Raw genomic sequence first — 18,504 nt, 5'->3', positions numbered from 1 at the left:
TGGTCTGAAGAACTGCCGGATCACTGTCGAAAAACTAAATCAAGGTAAAGCTCCATGCCAGCCTTTGGGCTGGCATATCTTTTTGGGGAGGACCAGTTATTTACCATATACTTTTATACCTGGAATGCCGCACCTCGTCTAGAGAAATATCTGCATTTGAATTGCTCCCGAAAAAAAGAGCATATGCCAAAATGATTTCTCACTTTAACACACGCCCTTGATTTTTTCTTTATATTTATTTCTTCTCACATCTTCTCAAACATATAATCATAATAAACTTCCCGTGCCGCACGCTGGTATTTCCTGGAAATAGGAATCTCATGGGACTGGACTACGAACTTGCTGGCGTCCATTTTTTCCACAAAGTACATGCTGATGATGTAGCTCTGGTGACACCGGAAAAACAGTTTGCCAGGGAGCTGCTGTTCCAGCTCGTCCAGCTTGGCGTAGCTTTCCATGCTTTCGCCGTCCTCCATGTGAAGGATCACCTTTCGGTTGGCGCTTTCCACATAGAGAATGTTGCGGCAGTAAACACGGCGGTAGCTGCCGCCTGCTTCTTTCAGCATAAGGGAAGCCCGCCGCTCCATATTTGGCTTTTGCCAGAAAAAGGTGATGCAGTTATGAAGCTCGCTTACATCAAATGGATACAGAAGATACCCGGTAGCAAACACGGAAAAGGCCTCCGCGTAATATCTCTGAGAATCTGTGATGAAACAGATCATCACTTTGCGGTTCCGGGCGCGGATGTTTGCTGCCAGCTTCAGACCATCCCCTTCGTGACGGATGGTGGTGTTCAAAATCAGAATATCAAAAGAAGAAGCGTCTTCGTTTAGATTTTCCAGATAGTCATATTCATTTGTAAATTCACTCACCTGAATATCCAGATTCGCACCCATAAGGCCAGCGCGGATATATTCTCTGTGTTCTTTTGACTTTTCCACAATTGCTGCCCGCAGCATGATACGTTATCCCCCGTAATCCACAAAATTTATATCATCAATACCCAGCCGCTGCCCCCGCAGCTGCAGATGTATCTGCCGGAAGTCCGCTGTCCGCTTTTCCGCCCTGCATGGTCTCGTAAAAAGTAGCTGTGATGCCTACATTCACGCTTCCAGTCTCTAGATTGTCATCCCCTGCCACGAACCGGAGATCACTTACAATACATCTCCATTCCCCTGTGCAAAGGCTGTTCACCAAATCAGCTGCCTTATTATAATCCGAAGCGGAAAAAGTCAGGCTGAAGGAACGGCGGATCAGGTCTCCGTCCCTTGTCACATCACTGAAACTGATATCGTATGTATTGGCATCCTGAAGAAGCTGGTTCAGCTCGTCCAGTTCTGCCTTGGAATTGTTGTAGCTTCCCATTTTTCCCAGGTCTGTGCCCTGCTCGATGGAGTCCAGCTCGCTCTGCATTCTGGACAAGGAAGCCGCCTTTGTCTGAAGAAGCATCATCTCGGTACTCAGCTCCTCCTGCTGGCTTTTCGCCTCATTAATGGCTGTCCGGATGGGCTGGTCTACTACCAGATAATAACCCACCGCCAGAAGGATCAAGGTCAGCACCAGGAGCATAATTTTTTCTCTTACAGTAAAATCACGGCTCATTATCTTCATTACTGTGCCCCTCCTTCTGTACCATTTCCAGCAACAGTACCATCCCCGGCGACTGTGCCATCTCCAGCGACCGTTCCATCCCCGGCAACCGCACCATCCGTTCCCTCAGCACCATTCTGCACTGTCAGCGGATCCAGCAGATAAATCACGATCTGTCCCGTAACCTTATCCGCAGCTGCCTCCGTCTCCGTGTTTCCATCGGTAACTGCAGTCATCACATTACAATAATCCACGATCGGCTCCTGCTCCAGTTCCTGGACCAGGCTGTTAATATCGGAAAGATTTTCTCCTGTCACCGGCAAAGACAGCTGATTTCCGCTTACACTCCAGCTGCTTACCATCACCTTCGGGAAAATAATATCCGTCATCAGCTTCAAAACCTCCGGACGGTTCAGAAAACTAAGCTCGTCCCCTGTCAGGCCCTGATATGTATAATGCGCATACGTCTCCTGCAGATCTCCAAAGCTGTCGATATATGCCGTGATATCATCTACCTGCTGCTGCATCTGGGAAACAGCGCTCTGGGCCTCGCTCATCTGCACCAGCCGGTCTGCAACTGCCACTTTTCCGATCACTCCGGCCACCATAACAATGCCGCCGATTGCCGGAACCGCAACCCAATAATGCTTTTTCTTCTGCCCTGCAAGTGCCAGGTTGATCTGCTTCTTCGGTGCCTTCGCAGTACGTCCAAGTGCTGTACCAGCTGCGAGCATCCAGAGAGACGGTGCCTCCGAAACGCGACCTCCGCCCAGTCCGTCCATGAGCTCACTGGCATCATGAATGGTCACGTCCAGATTCTCCTTCAGGCTCTCCCGCATACTCTCAATGGATGCACCGCCGCCACAGATGTAAATATCCTCCAGGCGGCTGTCCGGATTACTGAACTGATAGAAATTCAGCGCTCTCATCAGCTCTACACTAATCTGGGAAAAAGCATCCTGGCATATCTCGCTGTTCCCACAGTCCTCATGATTGGTCAAAAGCCAGGTATGCGCCAGATGAATGTCAATATGCAGGCTGTCTGCAAGCAGCTCTTCCACCTGCTCCATGCCCCGCTCGATAATACGGGTAACCTGGTGCCGGTCTCCTTTGAAGATCAGAAGACGGCTGGAGGTACTTCCCAGATCCAGGATTCCGTATTCTTTGTCTTTGTCAGATTCCTCCTTCAATTTATAATGAAGAAGGTTCTCGCAGGCAGAAACCTCCGGTGCTGCAAAAGTAAGCTTCAGGCCAGCCTTTCTTGCCATAAGGCGAAGGTCATCTATGGCCTCAAGAGGGGCTGCTGCAGCAAGGAGCTCCATCTCGCCCCGCCTCTCTTCGGAATCCTCAGCCTTCTCATCCGGCTTTTCTTCGCCCTTTTTCTTCTTAGGCTGCTTTTTCGGCTTCTTCGCCTTCGGCATCTCCTCCCCGGAACCCCAGGAATAGTCGAACACATATTTTTTCAGTTCATCTGTAATATAATCACGGAATTCATAGGGAAGATTATAAACCAGCTGATCTGCCGTCATCTCCGGCATGGTCACATTTCTAAGAAAGCAGATTCCTGAAGACACCACAACAGCCGCTTCTTTGCAGCGGATCTTGTTTTCCCTCATGGTTTTGCGGATAAGTTCTCCTGTGGTCTCTACAGAAACGATCCTGCCTTCCTTCAAAAGGCCCTCCGGCATCTGCACAGAAACCGCCTTCTGAATGGTTTCTCCTTTCATGAGCACCAGTTTCAGCTGATCCTTACCTATATCAATTCCAAGACATGATTTTGCCATATTTTTCCTCTCTCTATGTCTCTATCTTGTTTCATTCTTTTTAGACAGGCAAAACTCCCACTGCGTTTTTCGTTTCCGCAAGCTTTCTGCCCTTGCACTTCCTAATTCACAGCAGTCCCATGTACCAGTTCACCAGTCCGTCCCCGTACAAAAGCATGGCATAAAAAGCCAGCGCAATGGCCGGACCGAAGGGAATCTGAGGTCCGTTTCCCTCTTTTCCCCGCTTCTGTACCAGGCCTGTAATAAGGCCGAGAATGCAGGAGAAAAACAGGGCAAACAGAGACGCTGCCACTCCCAGGTAAAGACCCATTACCACGAAAAGCTTCAGATCGCCGCCTCCCATGGACTCTTTTCCAAGGATTTTATCAAAAAGCAGGACCAGAGCAAGAAGAACTGCTCCGTAGCCCACTCCCGAAAGCACATGATACAGTACATCCATTCCACTCATTCCCACAAACGGGATTGCCGCGAACCAGGCGATCACCGGGATCAGCACGCATCCGTTGGGGATCTCGAAGATTTCCAGATCCACCAGGGAAAGACAGAACAGACAGCAGGCCAGCACCATATTGCGCACGAATTCCGGGGAAAGGTCGAACCGAAGAAGGGTGAGCACGCTTACCAGGGCAAAAAACAGCTCGGTGAGCATATATCTGGGACTGATTTTTGTTTTACAGTAACGGCATTTTCCGCCGAGGAAAACCCAGGAAAAAACCGGGATCAGATCCAGGAAGCCCAGCACATGGCCGCAGCTTGTACAATGGCTTCTTCCTTTCACAAAAGATTCTCCGTGGGCGATCCGCCACGCCGCGCAGTTGAGAAAGGATCCCAGCACCGCGCCAAAAACGCCTGCTAACACACAACAGTATATCATAAAAAAGGTATCTTCATATATAGACATTTTAATTTTTTACCTGTTTTCTACTTAATTTACAAATTTTCTCAGTTATGAGAGTCACAACTAACGTTCTATAGCACTTCTTACTGTACACAGCAACACGCTTCACGATGTACAGAAAGTCATGTTTTGCATAATTTCGCCAATTCTTCCTCTATTACATAACGCTGTACATCTGGAACATAGCAATATAAACAGCCAAAACAATATAACCTGCAACCACCGCCATGAAGATCAGCAGGGTTGGCTCCAGTTTTTTTAGAACATCCTGTACTGCCATGTCAAGTTCCGATTCATAATAACCGGAGACGGTATGTAAAGTGCCTTCCAGCTCACCGGTTTCCTCACCGACAGCGGTCATATCCACCAGAATATCCGGCAGGCAGTTTGCCTCGCGCATGCACTCCCCAAGAGTGTGTCCCTCTTCCAGACGGGAAGTCATTTTTCCAACGCTCTGGCTGATGTAGTAATTGTTGATAACCCTTGCGGTGATGCTGACAGCTCTTGTAAGCTGCAGACCAGCGCCGATCAGGGTGGTCAGGTTGGCCGCAAATTCACTTGCTGCGCTGAGAAGGGTTACATTTCCAAGCACTGGAAGCTTCAGCGCCAGCTTCGCCACGTTCATACGGCCTTTTTCCGTATTCGCATAAAGCTTGAAAAGGATGACGATAGCGGCGATCACAACAATGATCAGCAAAATATATTTCTGGAAAAAGTTGGATACCCAGATCAGGGACTGGGTGATCAGCGGCAGCTCCGCATCATAGGATGCGAAAATGTCCATAAAGGTCGGCACAACTTTTACCATAAGGACGATTACAACGCAGACTGCAAGGGCAAGGACAAACACCGGGTAGATCAGGGCGTTTCGCACCTTGGCGCGCATTTTTACCTGCTTGTCGTAATGCTGGTACATGGTCTCGAAGGCTCTGGCCAGGTTACCGGACTCCTCACCGGCACGGATGGTCTCAATAAAAACAGCTGGGAGAAGCTTGCCTCCCCGCTCCTGGAAGCTGGTTGCCACGCTTCGTCCTGCCTCTACGTCCTCCGCAACTTTTTTCAAAATACCTTTCAGCTTTTTGTCTGTCATCTTATCGCCGATCAGCCGGACGGTACGGCCGATTGGGATACCGGACTGGAGGATAATGGAGAACTGGGCACACATCAGGGAAAAGGCTTTGGCGTTCAGACGGTTGCCGCCGATTTCCATATTCAGAAGCCCGGGCTTCTTCTCTTCCACTTCTGTAAGCTTCAGAACAATATCGCAGTCCTGTTTGATACGGTCAACCGCGTCAAACTCGTTGAAGCCTTCTACCACGCCGGAGACTTTTACTCCGTCCTTGGAGATGGCGGTATATTTGTAGGTTGCCAATTCTTGTCCACCTTTCCTGCGCAGATTATCTTTGCCTTACTGCGCTTATTTCAACTAATGTCGTTTCCGAATTGTTTTTGCAACATATAATTTTCGAAAATCGGATACAACTCTATATTTTACTATTTTATAGCCAATGCTCTGCAAAATACTTTATAAGCAAAACAACAATAGGTCTAATGAATCGCCCTTCTACTTGTTATTATCACATATTTACGCGTTTTTCTTCACATACGCCGGATCATGGCTATACTCCACAGCCACAGCCTTGTCCACCTGTCTGGACCTTACCAGGCTTACCAGGGACTGGTCCATGGTCTGTCCGCCGATGGCAGCGCTGGTGGCAATGGCGTTGGCAATCTGCGGGGTGTTACCGCCGCGGATCATGTTTCGGATACCGTCAGTAACTACCATAACTTCACTTGCCAGCACACGGCCGCCCATTTTTTTCTTCACAAGCTGCTGGGAAATAACTGCCATAAGGGTCATGGAAAGCTGCAGACGGATCTGGTTCTGCATGCCTTCCGGGAAAACCTGCACCATACGGTCAATGGCATCAGAGGCGCTTCCTGTGTGCAGGGTTCCGAATACCAGATGTCCTGTCTCAGCTGCGGTAATGGCGGTCTCAATGGTATCTTTGTCTCGCATCTCACCAATGAGGATTACGTCAGGGTCTTCTCGCAGGCTGGCACGAAGGCCTTCGGAAAAGCTTGCGGTGTCTTTGCCTACTTCACGCTGGTTGATGACGCACAGATCCGGGGTATAAACATACTCGATTGGGTCTTCCAGAGTTACAATATGGTTCTTTCTTGTGTGGTTGATCTCGTCCAGCATGGCTGCCAGAGTGGTAGATTTACCGGAACCGGTTTCTCCAGTTACCAGGACAATTCCTTTGTGGAGTTTGGTAAATTCCAGGGCTGACGGAGGCAGGCCAAGGGAATCCAGTCTTGGGATGGATTCGCTGAGGAGACGGATGGCTGCGGATACTTTACCCTGCTGTTTGAATACATGGCATCTGCAGCGGATTCCGTGGAGTTCACGGGAAAAATCAAGCTCTCCCGTGTATTCCAGTTTCTCGTACATGGCGTCTTTGGCAAGCTCCTGGCAAAGGGCTTCACAGTCCTCTTCTGTCAGGCGTTCGTCTGCCATGTTTTCCAACTGTCCGTCCAGACGGTATTTGGGCGGCAGGCCGCATACCAGATGGATATCGGAGGCGCCGTTTCGTTTGGCTTGTTCGGTTAAGTCTTCTATATTGTACATAGTTTTAGTCTCCTGACTTTTTTATTTTGTGTTAAAAGTTCGTCTAAAAGGGACGCATTTGGACAATGGGTATTACTCACTCGCCGGCGCAACGCTCCAGCAAACTAATCGCTAACTGCGACTAATACGTTCGGGAAAGCCCTCACGCATAAGTCTTCGTAAGCGCTGGATTTCGCCTACGCTAAGAACGCGCCTGAAATGGCTCGCTAGAGCAATACCCATTGCCCAAATGCTGTGTACTGGCTGAAACTCCAGCACACAAAACAGATTACTCTTCTTCTGCAACCTTCATATCCCCAGTTTCGTAAATCACTCGCTGCACTTCTTCCGCAGTGGTAATTCCGGTTTCCACCAGTTCGATAGCATTTTCGCGCAGGGTTTTGAAATCGCTTCTGTCGCTTGCCAGTTCTTCCTCAATGGCTGGTCTTCCTGCCTGCTGGGAAATCAACGGGCGGATTTCCGGCGTGATCTCCAGGATCTCGAATACACCGATTCGACCACGGTAACCTGTGTTAAAGCAGTCAGCGCAGCCTTCACCTCGATAGAAAATGTGCTTATGTTCGGTGCTAAGACCAAGGCGTCTTACTTCCTCGTCCGTTGCCTCATAGCTTTTTTTACATTTCGGGCAGATCCGGCGGACAAGCCGCTGGGAAATAACAGCGCGAAGGGCAGTAGCGATCAGATATGGCTCAACGCCGATATCCTCCAGACGCTCAATAGTTCCTACCGCATCATTGGTATGGATTGTGGAAAGTACAACGTGGCCTGTGATGGCTGCACGCATACTGATCTGGGCGGTCTCGCCGTCTCGGATCTCTCCTACAGCAATAATATCCGGGTCCTGACGCAGGATGGCACGAAGACCGTTGGCAAAATCCATTCCTGTTTTTTCGTTGATCTGTACCTGATTGACACCGTCGATGTTGTACTCTACCGGATCCTCCAGGGTTACTACGTTCACTTCCTCAGTATTCAGCTGGGAGATCATGGTATTCATGGTGGAGGACTTACCACTTCCGGTAGGTCCGGCGATCAGGATAACACCACTGTTACAGTGAATGGCACGCTGATATTTCTTCAGGTTGTCCCCGATCAGACCGATGGAATCCGGAGTCAGGTAGCCAGCCCTTTTGTCCAGAAGACGGGCAACGATTTTCTCACCGTATACGGTTGGAAGGGAGTTAACACGAAGGTCGTACTCTCGCTTTTTGTTCTTAACATTGAAACGTCCATCCTGTGGAATACGGCGCTCTGCAATGTTCATTCCACTCATGATCTTCAGACGGGAAATAACGGAGTTCTGCAGGTTCTTGGGAATTGTCAAAATCTTACGGAGCACACCGTCAATACGCATGCGCACCTGCAGCTCCTTTTCCTTGGGCTCAATATGAATATCGCTGGCACGCTCCAGAATGGCACGTTCGATAATGGAGTTTACCAGTCGGATGGTCGGCGCGTCGTTTATGTTGTCGTTAAGGATGTTTCCTGTAAACTGTGCCTCCTCCAGATTTTTATCTTCTGTTGGAGCCTCACGCTTCATGGCCTCAATGGCTCTTGCGGCACCCTCGTTTCCATAAAGTACCAGAATGGCATGCTCCACACCCTCTGCGGTGGCGATCATCGGCACAATTTTCTTACGGACCGCCTTCTTAACCTCCTCGATTGCATAGAAGTTCATGGGGTCGCTCATGGCAAGGTAAAGCTCATCCTTCTCAATGCGCACCGGCACTACCTGGAACTGTTTCGCAATATTTTTCGGAACAGTCTGTGCCATGGAAATGGGAATCGTAGTTTTCGAAAGATCTATGTATTCAATACCGAGCTGGAGACGAAGGGCCTCAATCAACTCCGCCTCTGTGATGATTCCCGCAGAAATAAGGGCCGCACCAAGTCGTTCCTTGGTCTCCTTCTGTCTCTGCAGTCCCATGTCCAGCTCTTCCGGGGTAATGGTACCCGCTGCAATCAGCAGGTCTCCAAGACGTTTGTATGCCATTTGGGTGTCTCTCCTTTGTGTTTAGAATCGGTGTATGATAAATGATTAAAGCAGCATGAGCGTCAAAAGATGTTTTGGCACTGATATCCTAAAATCTATATATGAAATTTAATAATTTTCTCTGTTATTCATTTATTTTCAACTTGTTTACCGGAATCACGTTAAATGTGCTGGCAACAAGTTCATTTCCATTTTTATCGTTAATCTTAAGTGTTGCACTAAATGTATTCGCGGCTATATTATAGGTCACATTCTGCACTTCCACTTTCAGCTCATAAGAACTGTAGCTTGCAGACGAAATCAGCCGTTGGATTACAACCTGGTTTTCCCTGTCGGTAACTCTTATGGCAATTTCTCCGCCAGGAGCACCTGTAACTTCATTGTCATCACTGTCTACCATCAGAAAGCCGCTCAGGGTCTGACCGTAAACAGGGCTGAAATATGCTGTTAATTGTGATGAGCCATCTGCCGACATACCGGTTGTAGATATACTGGTAGTATATCGAAGTTCTGTCTCTATTGTATTTGTTAAGGTAGAACAAAGCTGCTTCGCGTGGGAACGGCTTAACGTTTCGTTGTACATTCGCGTTGCAAAGCCAATCCCCTGTGCCATTACCTGACTTGCAAGAAGCAGGATCACTGTAGCAGCCAGAAGTTCCCCCAGGGAAAAGCCCTGTTTATCGGACAGCTTACTACGTATTCTGTTTATCAATCGTCTTTTCGCTGTATGTTTCATTGCTTTTCTCCTGTGGAATGTCTGTCGTGCGGGAAGTTATTTTGCTTCGTAATATTTATAGTTATTCTGTGTGGTATGAAACTCAGTAGTAATCCTAATTGTGGCATCGGTACCGCTTTTCGTGCTGTCTGTGATTTCTACATTTTTATCTGAAATATTTTCATTTTGTGTAGAAAAAGCTGTATCTGTATTATCTGCTTGTTTATTAACTCTGGCAGATGTAACCACAGCTCCAGCCAGCATCAAAACTGCCATTGAAAGAATAATCATTGTTACCAAAGTTTCTGCAATGGTTTCTCCTGCTGTATTACTGATTTTCTTTTGGAAAAATTTTATTATTTTAATCTTTCTCATATACCAGCCTCCGAAGTACGTTCCTGATCTCCGTAGATAAAATCACGAACATCCCAGGTATAAATATTTTGATTAATTGTAGTTGTTTTCCCACCATTATCCCATGAACCAGGAGTTGTAGTTTTTTCAGTTTTTTTCTTTCCAACCAATTTTACTACAATTTGACAATCATTAACTGTATCTCCAGTCTTCAATTTTATGACTATATCATTGCCGTCATTTCCTTTTTTTATAGTACACTTTGCAGTTACCGTATCAATATCAGCAGCATCGTCTGCTGGAACTGAAATTGTATAAGTTCTTTCCAGTTCGTCACCTGCGGCTAAATTACGTTCTTCGTACGCCTCAACATAATCTTTCAAAAACTCTGCAAACTTGGATTTTGCAATTGTCTCATCCTTGCTCTCTGAGCTCCAGGTACTTGTGTCCTCTATTGTTTGTGTCCCACCATTCCCTATCTTTTGAGTAACTATTGTCCTTTTATACACAACACAAGTATTCTGAATCGCATCTCTCAACATCTTCGCCGCACTTGAACAAGTCAGATAACTCTGCTCTGTTTTCCGGTCGGATTCTACGCTTTTTACTGCAGTCACGGAAGCACTTAGCATAACCGTACTCAATATGGATGCGATCAGAAAAAGCAGCAGTCCAAAAAAGATAGAGGTGCCTTGTTTTGACCGTAGTTTTTTCTTTATTTTATTTCGAATCATTTCAAAGCACCTCCTTTCTTTTACATTTTATCCTTGCAGTATCCATGATCAGCTTTCCCAGCCACTGCTTTCATCTGCGAACTCTTCGGAGCTTTGATCTGGAATCATATCAACAGCATCGTCACTCTGATTACCCCAATCACTTGCATCATCAGAAGTAAATCCGAGATCTTCCTGCGGCGTATCGGATGATATAATTTCCCCGGTACTGTCAGGCTGTTCCTGGACATCTGACTGATCAGACTCAAAAGTAGTTCTCAAAATAAATGACGCGGAATAATTCTTTCCGTCTTTGCCTTCTGCACTGACACTGATTATATATTTTCCTGACCATGAGGCTGTTATTGTTACTGCATATCCACCAGTTTCCTTCGCCACGCTTATCTTTGGAAGGTAAGAAGACTCATCACTCTGAACTACGCTTCCATCCTCAGCATAAGTGTTCTGATTCTGATAAACTTCTACTGAAAAATCATTTTCATCGAGCACTTTTGCCAGACAATCTGATTTATCTTCCAAATGGTAAACTGCTGTAGCACCACTTGTTCCTCTTCCACTAAGCATCAGGGTGTCCGCTTCTTTTGTCCAGCGGATTCCTGTATACTGCGTAGTATTTACATCTACCCAGGTAACTCCTGTATAATCAATTCCATTATAAGTATAAGTTCCTGTAATGGTCAATGTCACATTTGAAACAGCATGACTTGTTACTTTAAATTTGCCGTTTGATACATTTGTCCAGGTTACATAACCGTCCTGACTGGACTCAATCGTCCATTTCATCTGAGATGCAAAATTGGGGGTTGACGCCTGGGCTGTACCTGCAAACGCTTCAATACCAGCTTCCTGGTCATTTTCCATGTCTATATAAGTATCTGTATTCCAGGAACTGTCATCAGTCACAGAAATATCACTGTCTCCCACTGAATTTTCCATTTCTTCTGAATCGCCGTCACTTTCCCAGCCATCTATATCCACAGCCTGTACTTCATCAACAGAAGCTGTAGACACACCAGAGCTAAAAGAGGCAGGAACGGCATAAAGCGTTACATCTTTCGATTCCTCAACACCTTGTTCTATTGTATCTTCATCTGTATACACACTAAGATCTGCACTGACACTAAGATTGAAGGATGCACTGTATTCTTTTCCAGCTCCATCTTTCACAGTTACTGTAATAATTGTAGCTCCTGTCTTTAAAGCCTTAACCGTTGCCACGTAACATTTTGCATTGTTATCATAGACGATATCTGTAATTTCCGCAATACGATCATCACCTGTCAACATTACAGTTCCTGGTTCTTCCTCTGTTTCTGAAGAGTCAATAGTCTGAACCTGCGTACTTCCACTGGAAAATCCATCGGAATCTTCACTTTCGCTATCATCAGTTCCATCTGAAAATACAACATTTTCACTATTGTCTGCCACAAATTCAGCCGTAGTGGTGTCTTTTTCTCCATTGCTGTAGGTAACAGTAAAATCACCATTGCTGAATTTTAACCCTGTTGAAAGAACTGGCTTAGGATCAATCAGGTTAAATGTCTTCACAGCTGAACCAGCATTTGCTCCATCCAACTGCATATCTTCAAAGATGTCCATAGAGGCACGGCTTTCTTCCCAGTATATACCTTCCAGAGGCCATTCGCCATAATGAACATTAATGGTGTTGCCCTGTTTCAGGATTGTAGGGAATGGGTAGTTCTCACCTTCCAGTTCCGGGTTATTTCCAGGGAAGGTATATTTGCCGTCTACTTCCTGATTATTTTCCCAAGTTGTAACTGTTGAAAAGGTTCTGTCATTTATCAATTTCAGATCGACAGCTTCCTTAGGAATCTGCTCCAAAAGTTCTGTTAAAGTTTTTCCATCTATCAGTTCCTGTCCTGCAAGCTGTTTCCAACTAATTGCCATTGCATTACTGTCAATGTTCGTCCAGTCACGATTAGACAATACAGTTCCCCCTTCATTCTTATATTTACCAATGAAGTCACATACCCTAAATTCAGGTCTGACACTCTCCAATGGCATGTTTGCAGCATAATAATAACAATTTCGGATCAAAATTTTTACATGGTAGTTATTAGCATTTTCAAAAGGAGTTTCTCCATTACTTCCAATTGGCTCAATAGATTTATATAGCTTCTTTTCAGCATCGGAAGTAGGAATTGGCATTTTTATATAGGTATAACAATTATAAATGAACGTTGTTGCATTCTCACATTGTTTTGTATTTACGTCATTATTTGTATCTGACGTCCACCCTGTTACACCTTTAACACTTTTTCCCATAAGCGACAGGAAATTACCGCTTTTCATACAAATACCACCAGTAATTCCTCCAAGAAACAATTTAGCACCATAGCCGTACCTTGTATTATTTAAGCAAGCCGCCGAGCAGGAAATCTTTCCACCTGTATAACAATAGCTGATATTTCCTCGCATACTGCCTACAAGTCCACCTGTTCTTACAGATACTCCATCTGACTTTTTTTCTCCGTCTTTATCCGAAAATACAGTATCCAAATAAATATTGTTAACCGCTGTACAATTTTTTAAATCCATCGTGCTCATGCCAAACATACCACCAACACAGGCATCTCCCCATGCTCCCTTGGTACTTCTATCCCAAATGGTATATCCGGATACTGTGCAGTTTTCAATTACAACTGAACCAGCATCATTCTCCTGTCCGACCGCAGCAAAACCACACAATCCTCCCATTACATACCACGATTTAGGGCTATCTGAAGCACGTTGAATATAGTTATTTCTATCCGAATACAGAATAATATTCCGTACATCTGCTCCGATAATTCCTCCAAATAGTCCAATTGATGTTCCAGTACTATTGATTTCAATATTTTTTATCGAATAGGTATTTCCATTATAGGAACCATTTAAGTAAGACATATACGCATTCGCATCTTTTACTGCTAATGCGCCATTTGTGTCATATAATGAACCAATTGGTGTAAACGTTGCTTCGGTTGATTGAGGCTCCATTTTCGCGTCTACATCATGCGTCTGCTGCCAGAGATACGGTGCCTTTTCTATATGAGAAGCACCAGAAATATCTTTATCTCCCTTAATATAAGCATCCCACTTCTTCTCAGACTCGGAATACATATATCCTAAATATATATAGCCTTTAACCTTTGCCTCAATTGTCCCATAATCAGCCTCACTTTGCAGCACTGTCGTCGCATCCTTCGTCACACAGTTCCAATTCAGATACTGCAGCTGATCCGCGGAACGAATCTCGTATTGGCAGCCGGCAGTTCCTGGCATTGAGTAGGTGGTACCTGCTTTTACGGCAACACCATCATCTACCACATTCAACGCCCTGGACACACCGCTTTCATCTGCTGTACCGTATTGCATTGCATTTGCAAAAAACGGATTAATGGTAAAAACATATTTGAAACTCTGATATTTAATTTTCCAGACACCGTTGATATCCTTTCTTGAATCAGAGGTCATCTGCATATATTTTTTATCCGCTGCAGCAGTTCCCTCAATAGATGGCTTAGTCGTGTATGCAACTACTGTAAATCCCGCTAAACGATCACTTAAGGACTTGGAAGCAGCAATGTTAATATCACCAAGATCAAAGTTTTCGTGTTCGGTCGCATCCGGTGTTCCCTGTCCTACAGCCGCACTTTCATCCCAGTCACTATCTGCAGCACTTGCATAATAATATCCATACCCATACTGCGTAATGATGCCGCCATCATCATGCTGTGTACAAAGTGTGCTTCCCTGCATAGTGTCCAGCGTATCCGTTGTGTTTACTGCATCTCCCTGATAGCCAAGATAGGAAAAATGATAACCATCATTGGAACCGCCTTGTTCAAGTTCCCAGTACATAACACCGATAGCTCCAAGATCTACTGCTGTTTCCCAATTTCCATAATGGATCAGATTTTTATTTTCATCAGTAACTACCGCCTTAAATGGATAGCTTTCCTCAGAAGCAGTGCCCGTTTTACAGTAGGAATGTATTGCATTCCCGTTCTTCAGATCCTTATACTTTGTTTTTGTTCCGCCTCCACTTTCATTGTCAAAGGCATACAGGGAACCAAGATACCGGAAGGTTCCTCCGCTAAGGTAACTGCAATCAGAAGCAATACTTCCTCCTCTTGGTGCAAATCCATAAGAACTGGTTGCAGCACCAGAAGCAGTCAATGCCACAGCGCAATAATCCCCCCTGAGATATCCTGCATTTCTTGCAGTAAATCCACTGATCACAGTTTTTCCGCCTTTGGCATCTTCTACCATAACATGTCCAATTGCATAGCTGTTACGGATTCTTCCTCCAGAGGCATTTTCTCCGGCAAAACCCGCAATATAAGCATTTCCATAAAGGATTTCAGAATTAATAAGCGGAGTATCCGCTTCGCAGTTCGTGATCGTTCCACGGTTGCTTCCTGTTATTCCACCAAAATAGAATGTTCCATTGCTTCGTACATAAATTTTCTTAGATCCGCTTATGGAATATCCGCTGACAGCGCAGTTCTGGATTCTTCCGCTGTTCACACCTGCAATGCCACCCATATAGACCGTCTTATTGGTTCCGATCTTCTCTGTATATTGCAGATATGGATTCGATCCACCTTCCTCATAATCAGAAACCAGGAACACATTCTGTACAGTCTTTGCATTTTCTCCAATAAATCCAACTACAGTTCCGCTTGTGGAGAAACTGATTCCACGGATTTCATGGAAACCGCCGTTATAAGTAGATGTAAATGGAGTAACCTGTGTTCCTTTTACTCCAATAGGTTCCTGAATGGAAATATCCTTAATTTCATTGGCATAGCTTGTCCACCCGTAAGCTGAATAATCAATATTCACCTCCTGAACAAAAGAGCTGTTTTTCACCTGCTCAGCATATTTAGGATAGTACAGGCTCAGATGATAAAGCTGTCTTGCAGTTCGAATGCTGATTTCTGACGGTACTTCCGGTGCTTCGTTTGCATTTACCGCTGTTTTCGCAAAGTGAGGATTGTAATAAAATACATTTCCAGTGATTACATCGTCTGAATTATCCCCATCCGTTGTTTCATCTGCCGCTGTACCCACTGCTGCTTCGCCATAAACCGTAAGTTTCTGGTAATAAGTATCTGTTGCTTCGCCGTTTACGCACTCGTCTGGCAGTGGATAGATAATATACATATCTCCCTTTACATCCACAAAATATTTTTTTACAGAATCTCCCTTGGTAGCAATTTTTATTTCCTTTTCTGTATTATCAGAAGCCTGATAGGTAACACGGATCTCCGTTTGCGGAATGTCGGAACCGCCTTCTTCATATGCAATTCCATATGCAATTCCATATCCATCTCCCACAATCGTTTTTTCTTTAGAAAGTGTGGATGGTATATTTCCGCCGTAAAAGCCGTATGAAAGATCTCCATCTTCTTCCGCATAGATCTCGTAGTAAACAAGACTTCCCGCATCAAAAGAAGCTTCCCAGTCACCATAATGTGCCAGGCCGGATAAAGACGGATAGGAATAACCGGTAAGACCCTGGTTTTTCAGATTATATGCATTCGTAGCCAGTGCTGAATTGGAAAATGGTTCGCCTAACAATTCTGCCATTTCTGTACGTTTACTCAGTTTTTTATAAGATACTTTATCGCCTACCCAATTTTTTTCTGTTTCATCTACATTATAATCAGTTCCACCATTTAAGAAAAATACCTTGTTGTCTGCTTTTCCGGACGGAATAGTAGAATATCTTATGGCTGATGAGTTCGTTTCTTCTCCGCTGTAAAATTTCACCCACTGTACTGCAGTATAAGACTTCTCTATATTGGCAGTTCCTGCTGCCATGAAGCCGCCGCCTGTTTTGGCTGGCTTCAGATAACCAGCAGCATAGCAGGAACTTATGCTGACTTCAGTATTAGAGCTGGATTCCGCAATCAATCCGCCCACAATTTCACCTGTGATATAGGAATCCGCATAGGAATTTGTAATGCGGATGCTTTCTCCGCTGGCAAGCCCCACTAGACCGCCGGCCTGTCTGGCTGCTGTGGAGCCCATAACCGTTGCTGCAAAGCTGTTGCTGATTTCAAGCTTTCCATCAGTTTTTCCAACAAGACCTCCCTGCACAGCTGCACCTGTGATCCAGAAATCCTCGTCTGTCTTTCCGGCAATGTCTTCATTACTTAAAAATACCTGGCAATTTTTAATTGTTACATTTCCTTCTGTCTCTGCCGCAATTGCTCCTGCACTGGACTTCCCGGAAATCAGCTTATCAGCACCATCTCCTGTGATCCTGGTTCCTGACATCCGAACTGAGTCCACCGTCATTCCATCTGTAAGAGTTGCAAAAAGACCTGCTTTTTCCTTACCCTGAACGTTAAGGTGATAGATTGTCGGGGAAGTATTGCCTGTGCTTCCGTCTGCGAAGGAGCTTTTATAGCTTTTCAGCCGATTATTTGTGATTGGCGTAAATGTTATTTTTCCATTATAACAGCTATACCAAGAAGTTGTGTCCTCTGTGTCTTCTTCCAGGTCATCCTGTTTTTCAAAATGGATATCACTTTGCTGTACAGCTGATGTGATCCTTTCAGTCACTCCAGACTTCTCGTCAAGATTCTGTAAATGCCGTCCATACTGGATCACAGCAGTCTCTGAAGTAGTGCTGTCTGCAAAAAGACTGTTCGTTGTTGCAGATGCAGTTGCCGAGTCGGTAAAAGACCCCTCACTTTTTACAGTTACCGTGATCGTAAGCGCACTTCCGGGCGTCAGTTGTTTATTGGGATCTGTTAGACTCTTATTCCCTGCACCATAAAGTGAATAAAAACGTGTTGTATCATCCGTCAGGTCATCCAACGTAAGTTTCAGATCATAACGGATTCCACTGATGGTACCTGACTCATTCTTTTTTCCCTCCTGACTATCCAGATACAGATCATCGGTCTGATGTACCAGCTTCATTCCGGAAATGTCTGGTTTGTATTTCAAAGTAAGGGAATGTCCGTCCTGATCCTTTAAGGTCACCTCAAAAGTCAGGCCATTTGCGTCAGGACGTTTGCAACTGATGGCAACAGTCAGTTTTTCTTCATTTGTGACCGTAAGGCTTGGTGCAAGAGTAGAAGTATTTCCTCCTGCAATGATGTCTCCGCCGTAGTAGCCAATCTTTGCCCCTGCCGCAAGACGGTTTTTCTTGTATCTGAGATTATTGTAGCTTATGGTATCGTACTTTTCTATCTCACTTGTCTCGCTGTAAAATACTGCATATACACTGGCACTGTCCGGATTATATTCCACAACCCAGTAGTTGTTATAAAGCTCATCATCAATTATATCCTTTGTAACCAGACTGCTTACCGCATTGTCTGGATCATTCTTACGGTCAGAAGTTACAAAGAATAAAACAGAGGCTTTATCTCCATCTGCATCACTTGGATTCGCCTTCACGGCATCAGCTTTCTTTCCTGCATACTTGGAGCTATTTCCATTATTTTGCAGCTTCACCAGATTATTCTGCACCGCCGTATAGATCAGCTCCGCCTTATTATCCAAAGCCTTCTGGCGCAGGTTTCTCCGGATGGAAAAAATCGCCGGAACAGCAATCGCCATCAGGATCAGGAGAATCATCACCGTCGTCAGCACCTCGGCCAGAGTGTATCCTTTTTTTCCATTTTTTCTATAATATGAAGTCATAAATTCACCTCAATATACTCTATAATATTCACCATTGTAAATTTGCCTAAAAATAGACAGAATTCAACATATCTCATTATAAAACATGGGTTAGCCTTTCGCAACCGTCTGATTGTGAAAAAAACGTGAGAAA

General features: G+C 45.1%; 11 protein-coding genes. All 11 read right to left on the bottom strand.

Features of this window, described 5'->3' with window-relative positions; all coding sequences use genetic code 11:
- Positions 1-245 precede the first annotated feature (245 nt).
- Positions 246-959 carry a LytR/AlgR family response regulator transcription factor gene (locus ACTQ50_RS05205; protein ID WP_441483257.1) on the bottom strand — a complete coding sequence of 238 codons (714 nt, stop codon included), beginning with the start codon at positions 957-959 and terminating at the stop codon, positions 246-248.
- A gap of 37 nt (positions 960-996) precedes the next feature.
- Positions 997-1,611: a type II secretion system protein GspM gene (gene gspM / locus ACTQ50_RS05200; RefSeq protein WP_441483256.1), complete on the bottom strand. Its 615-nt coding sequence runs from the start codon at positions 1,609-1,611 to the stop codon at positions 997-999.
- Entirely contained in the window at positions 1,611-3,374 is a 1,764-nt protein-coding gene (gene pilM, locus ACTQ50_RS05195; RefSeq protein WP_441483255.1) for a pilus assembly protein PilM, read from the bottom strand. Before pilM ends, gspM begins: the two co-directional genes overlap by 1 nt.
- A 106-nt stretch (positions 3,375-3,480) precedes the next feature.
- Complete coding sequence (locus tag ACTQ50_RS05190) at positions 3,481-4,248, bottom strand: prepilin peptidase (RefSeq protein ID WP_441483254.1); 768 nt, start codon at positions 4,246-4,248, stop codon at positions 3,481-3,483.
- Between the two features lie 181 nt (positions 4,249-4,429).
- Entirely contained in the window at positions 4,430-5,644 is a 1,215-nt protein-coding gene (locus ACTQ50_RS05185) for a type II secretion system F family protein (RefSeq protein WP_226820578.1), read from the bottom strand.
- Between the two features lie 213 nt (positions 5,645-5,857).
- Complete coding sequence (locus tag ACTQ50_RS05180; protein WP_441483253.1) at positions 5,858-6,904, bottom strand: type IV pilus twitching motility protein PilT; 1,047 nt, start codon at positions 6,902-6,904, stop codon at positions 5,858-5,860.
- A gap of 268 nt (positions 6,905-7,172) precedes the next feature.
- Positions 7,173-8,897, bottom strand: a complete 1,725-nt coding sequence (locus ACTQ50_RS05175) for a GspE/PulE family protein (RefSeq protein ID WP_441483252.1) — start codon at positions 8,895-8,897, stop codon at positions 7,173-7,175.
- Between the two features lie 124 nt (positions 8,898-9,021).
- Positions 9,022-9,633 (bottom strand): hypothetical protein, encoded by a 612-nt coding sequence (locus ACTQ50_RS05170; protein WP_441483251.1) that lies wholly within the window; start codon positions 9,631-9,633, stop codon positions 9,022-9,024.
- 36 nt (positions 9,634-9,669) lie between these two features.
- Positions 9,670-9,987: a type IV pilus modification PilV family protein gene (locus ACTQ50_RS05165; protein WP_441483250.1), complete on the bottom strand. Its 318-nt coding sequence runs from the start codon at positions 9,985-9,987 to the stop codon at positions 9,670-9,672.
- On the bottom strand, positions 9,984-10,700 hold the full coding sequence (locus ACTQ50_RS05160) for a hypothetical protein (RefSeq protein WP_441483249.1): 717 nt from the start codon (positions 10,698-10,700) through the stop codon (positions 9,984-9,986). The genes ACTQ50_RS05165 and ACTQ50_RS05160 overlap by 4 nt, the downstream gene beginning before the upstream one ends.
- Before the next feature lie 48 nt (positions 10,701-10,748).
- Positions 10,749-18,371, bottom strand: a complete 7,623-nt coding sequence (locus tag ACTQ50_RS05155) for a type II secretion system protein (protein WP_441483248.1) — start codon at positions 18,369-18,371, stop codon at positions 10,749-10,751.
- Positions 18,372-18,504: the final 133 nt, after the last annotated feature.

It is taken from the genome of Blautia sp. Sow4_E7, assembly GCF_052116245.1.
Classification (GTDB): domain Bacteria; phylum Bacillota; class Clostridia; order Lachnospirales; family Lachnospiraceae; genus Blautia_A.
The sequence above is the reverse complement of the archived record's forward strand: the minus strand, read 5'-3'. Positions and strand labels throughout refer to the sequence as shown.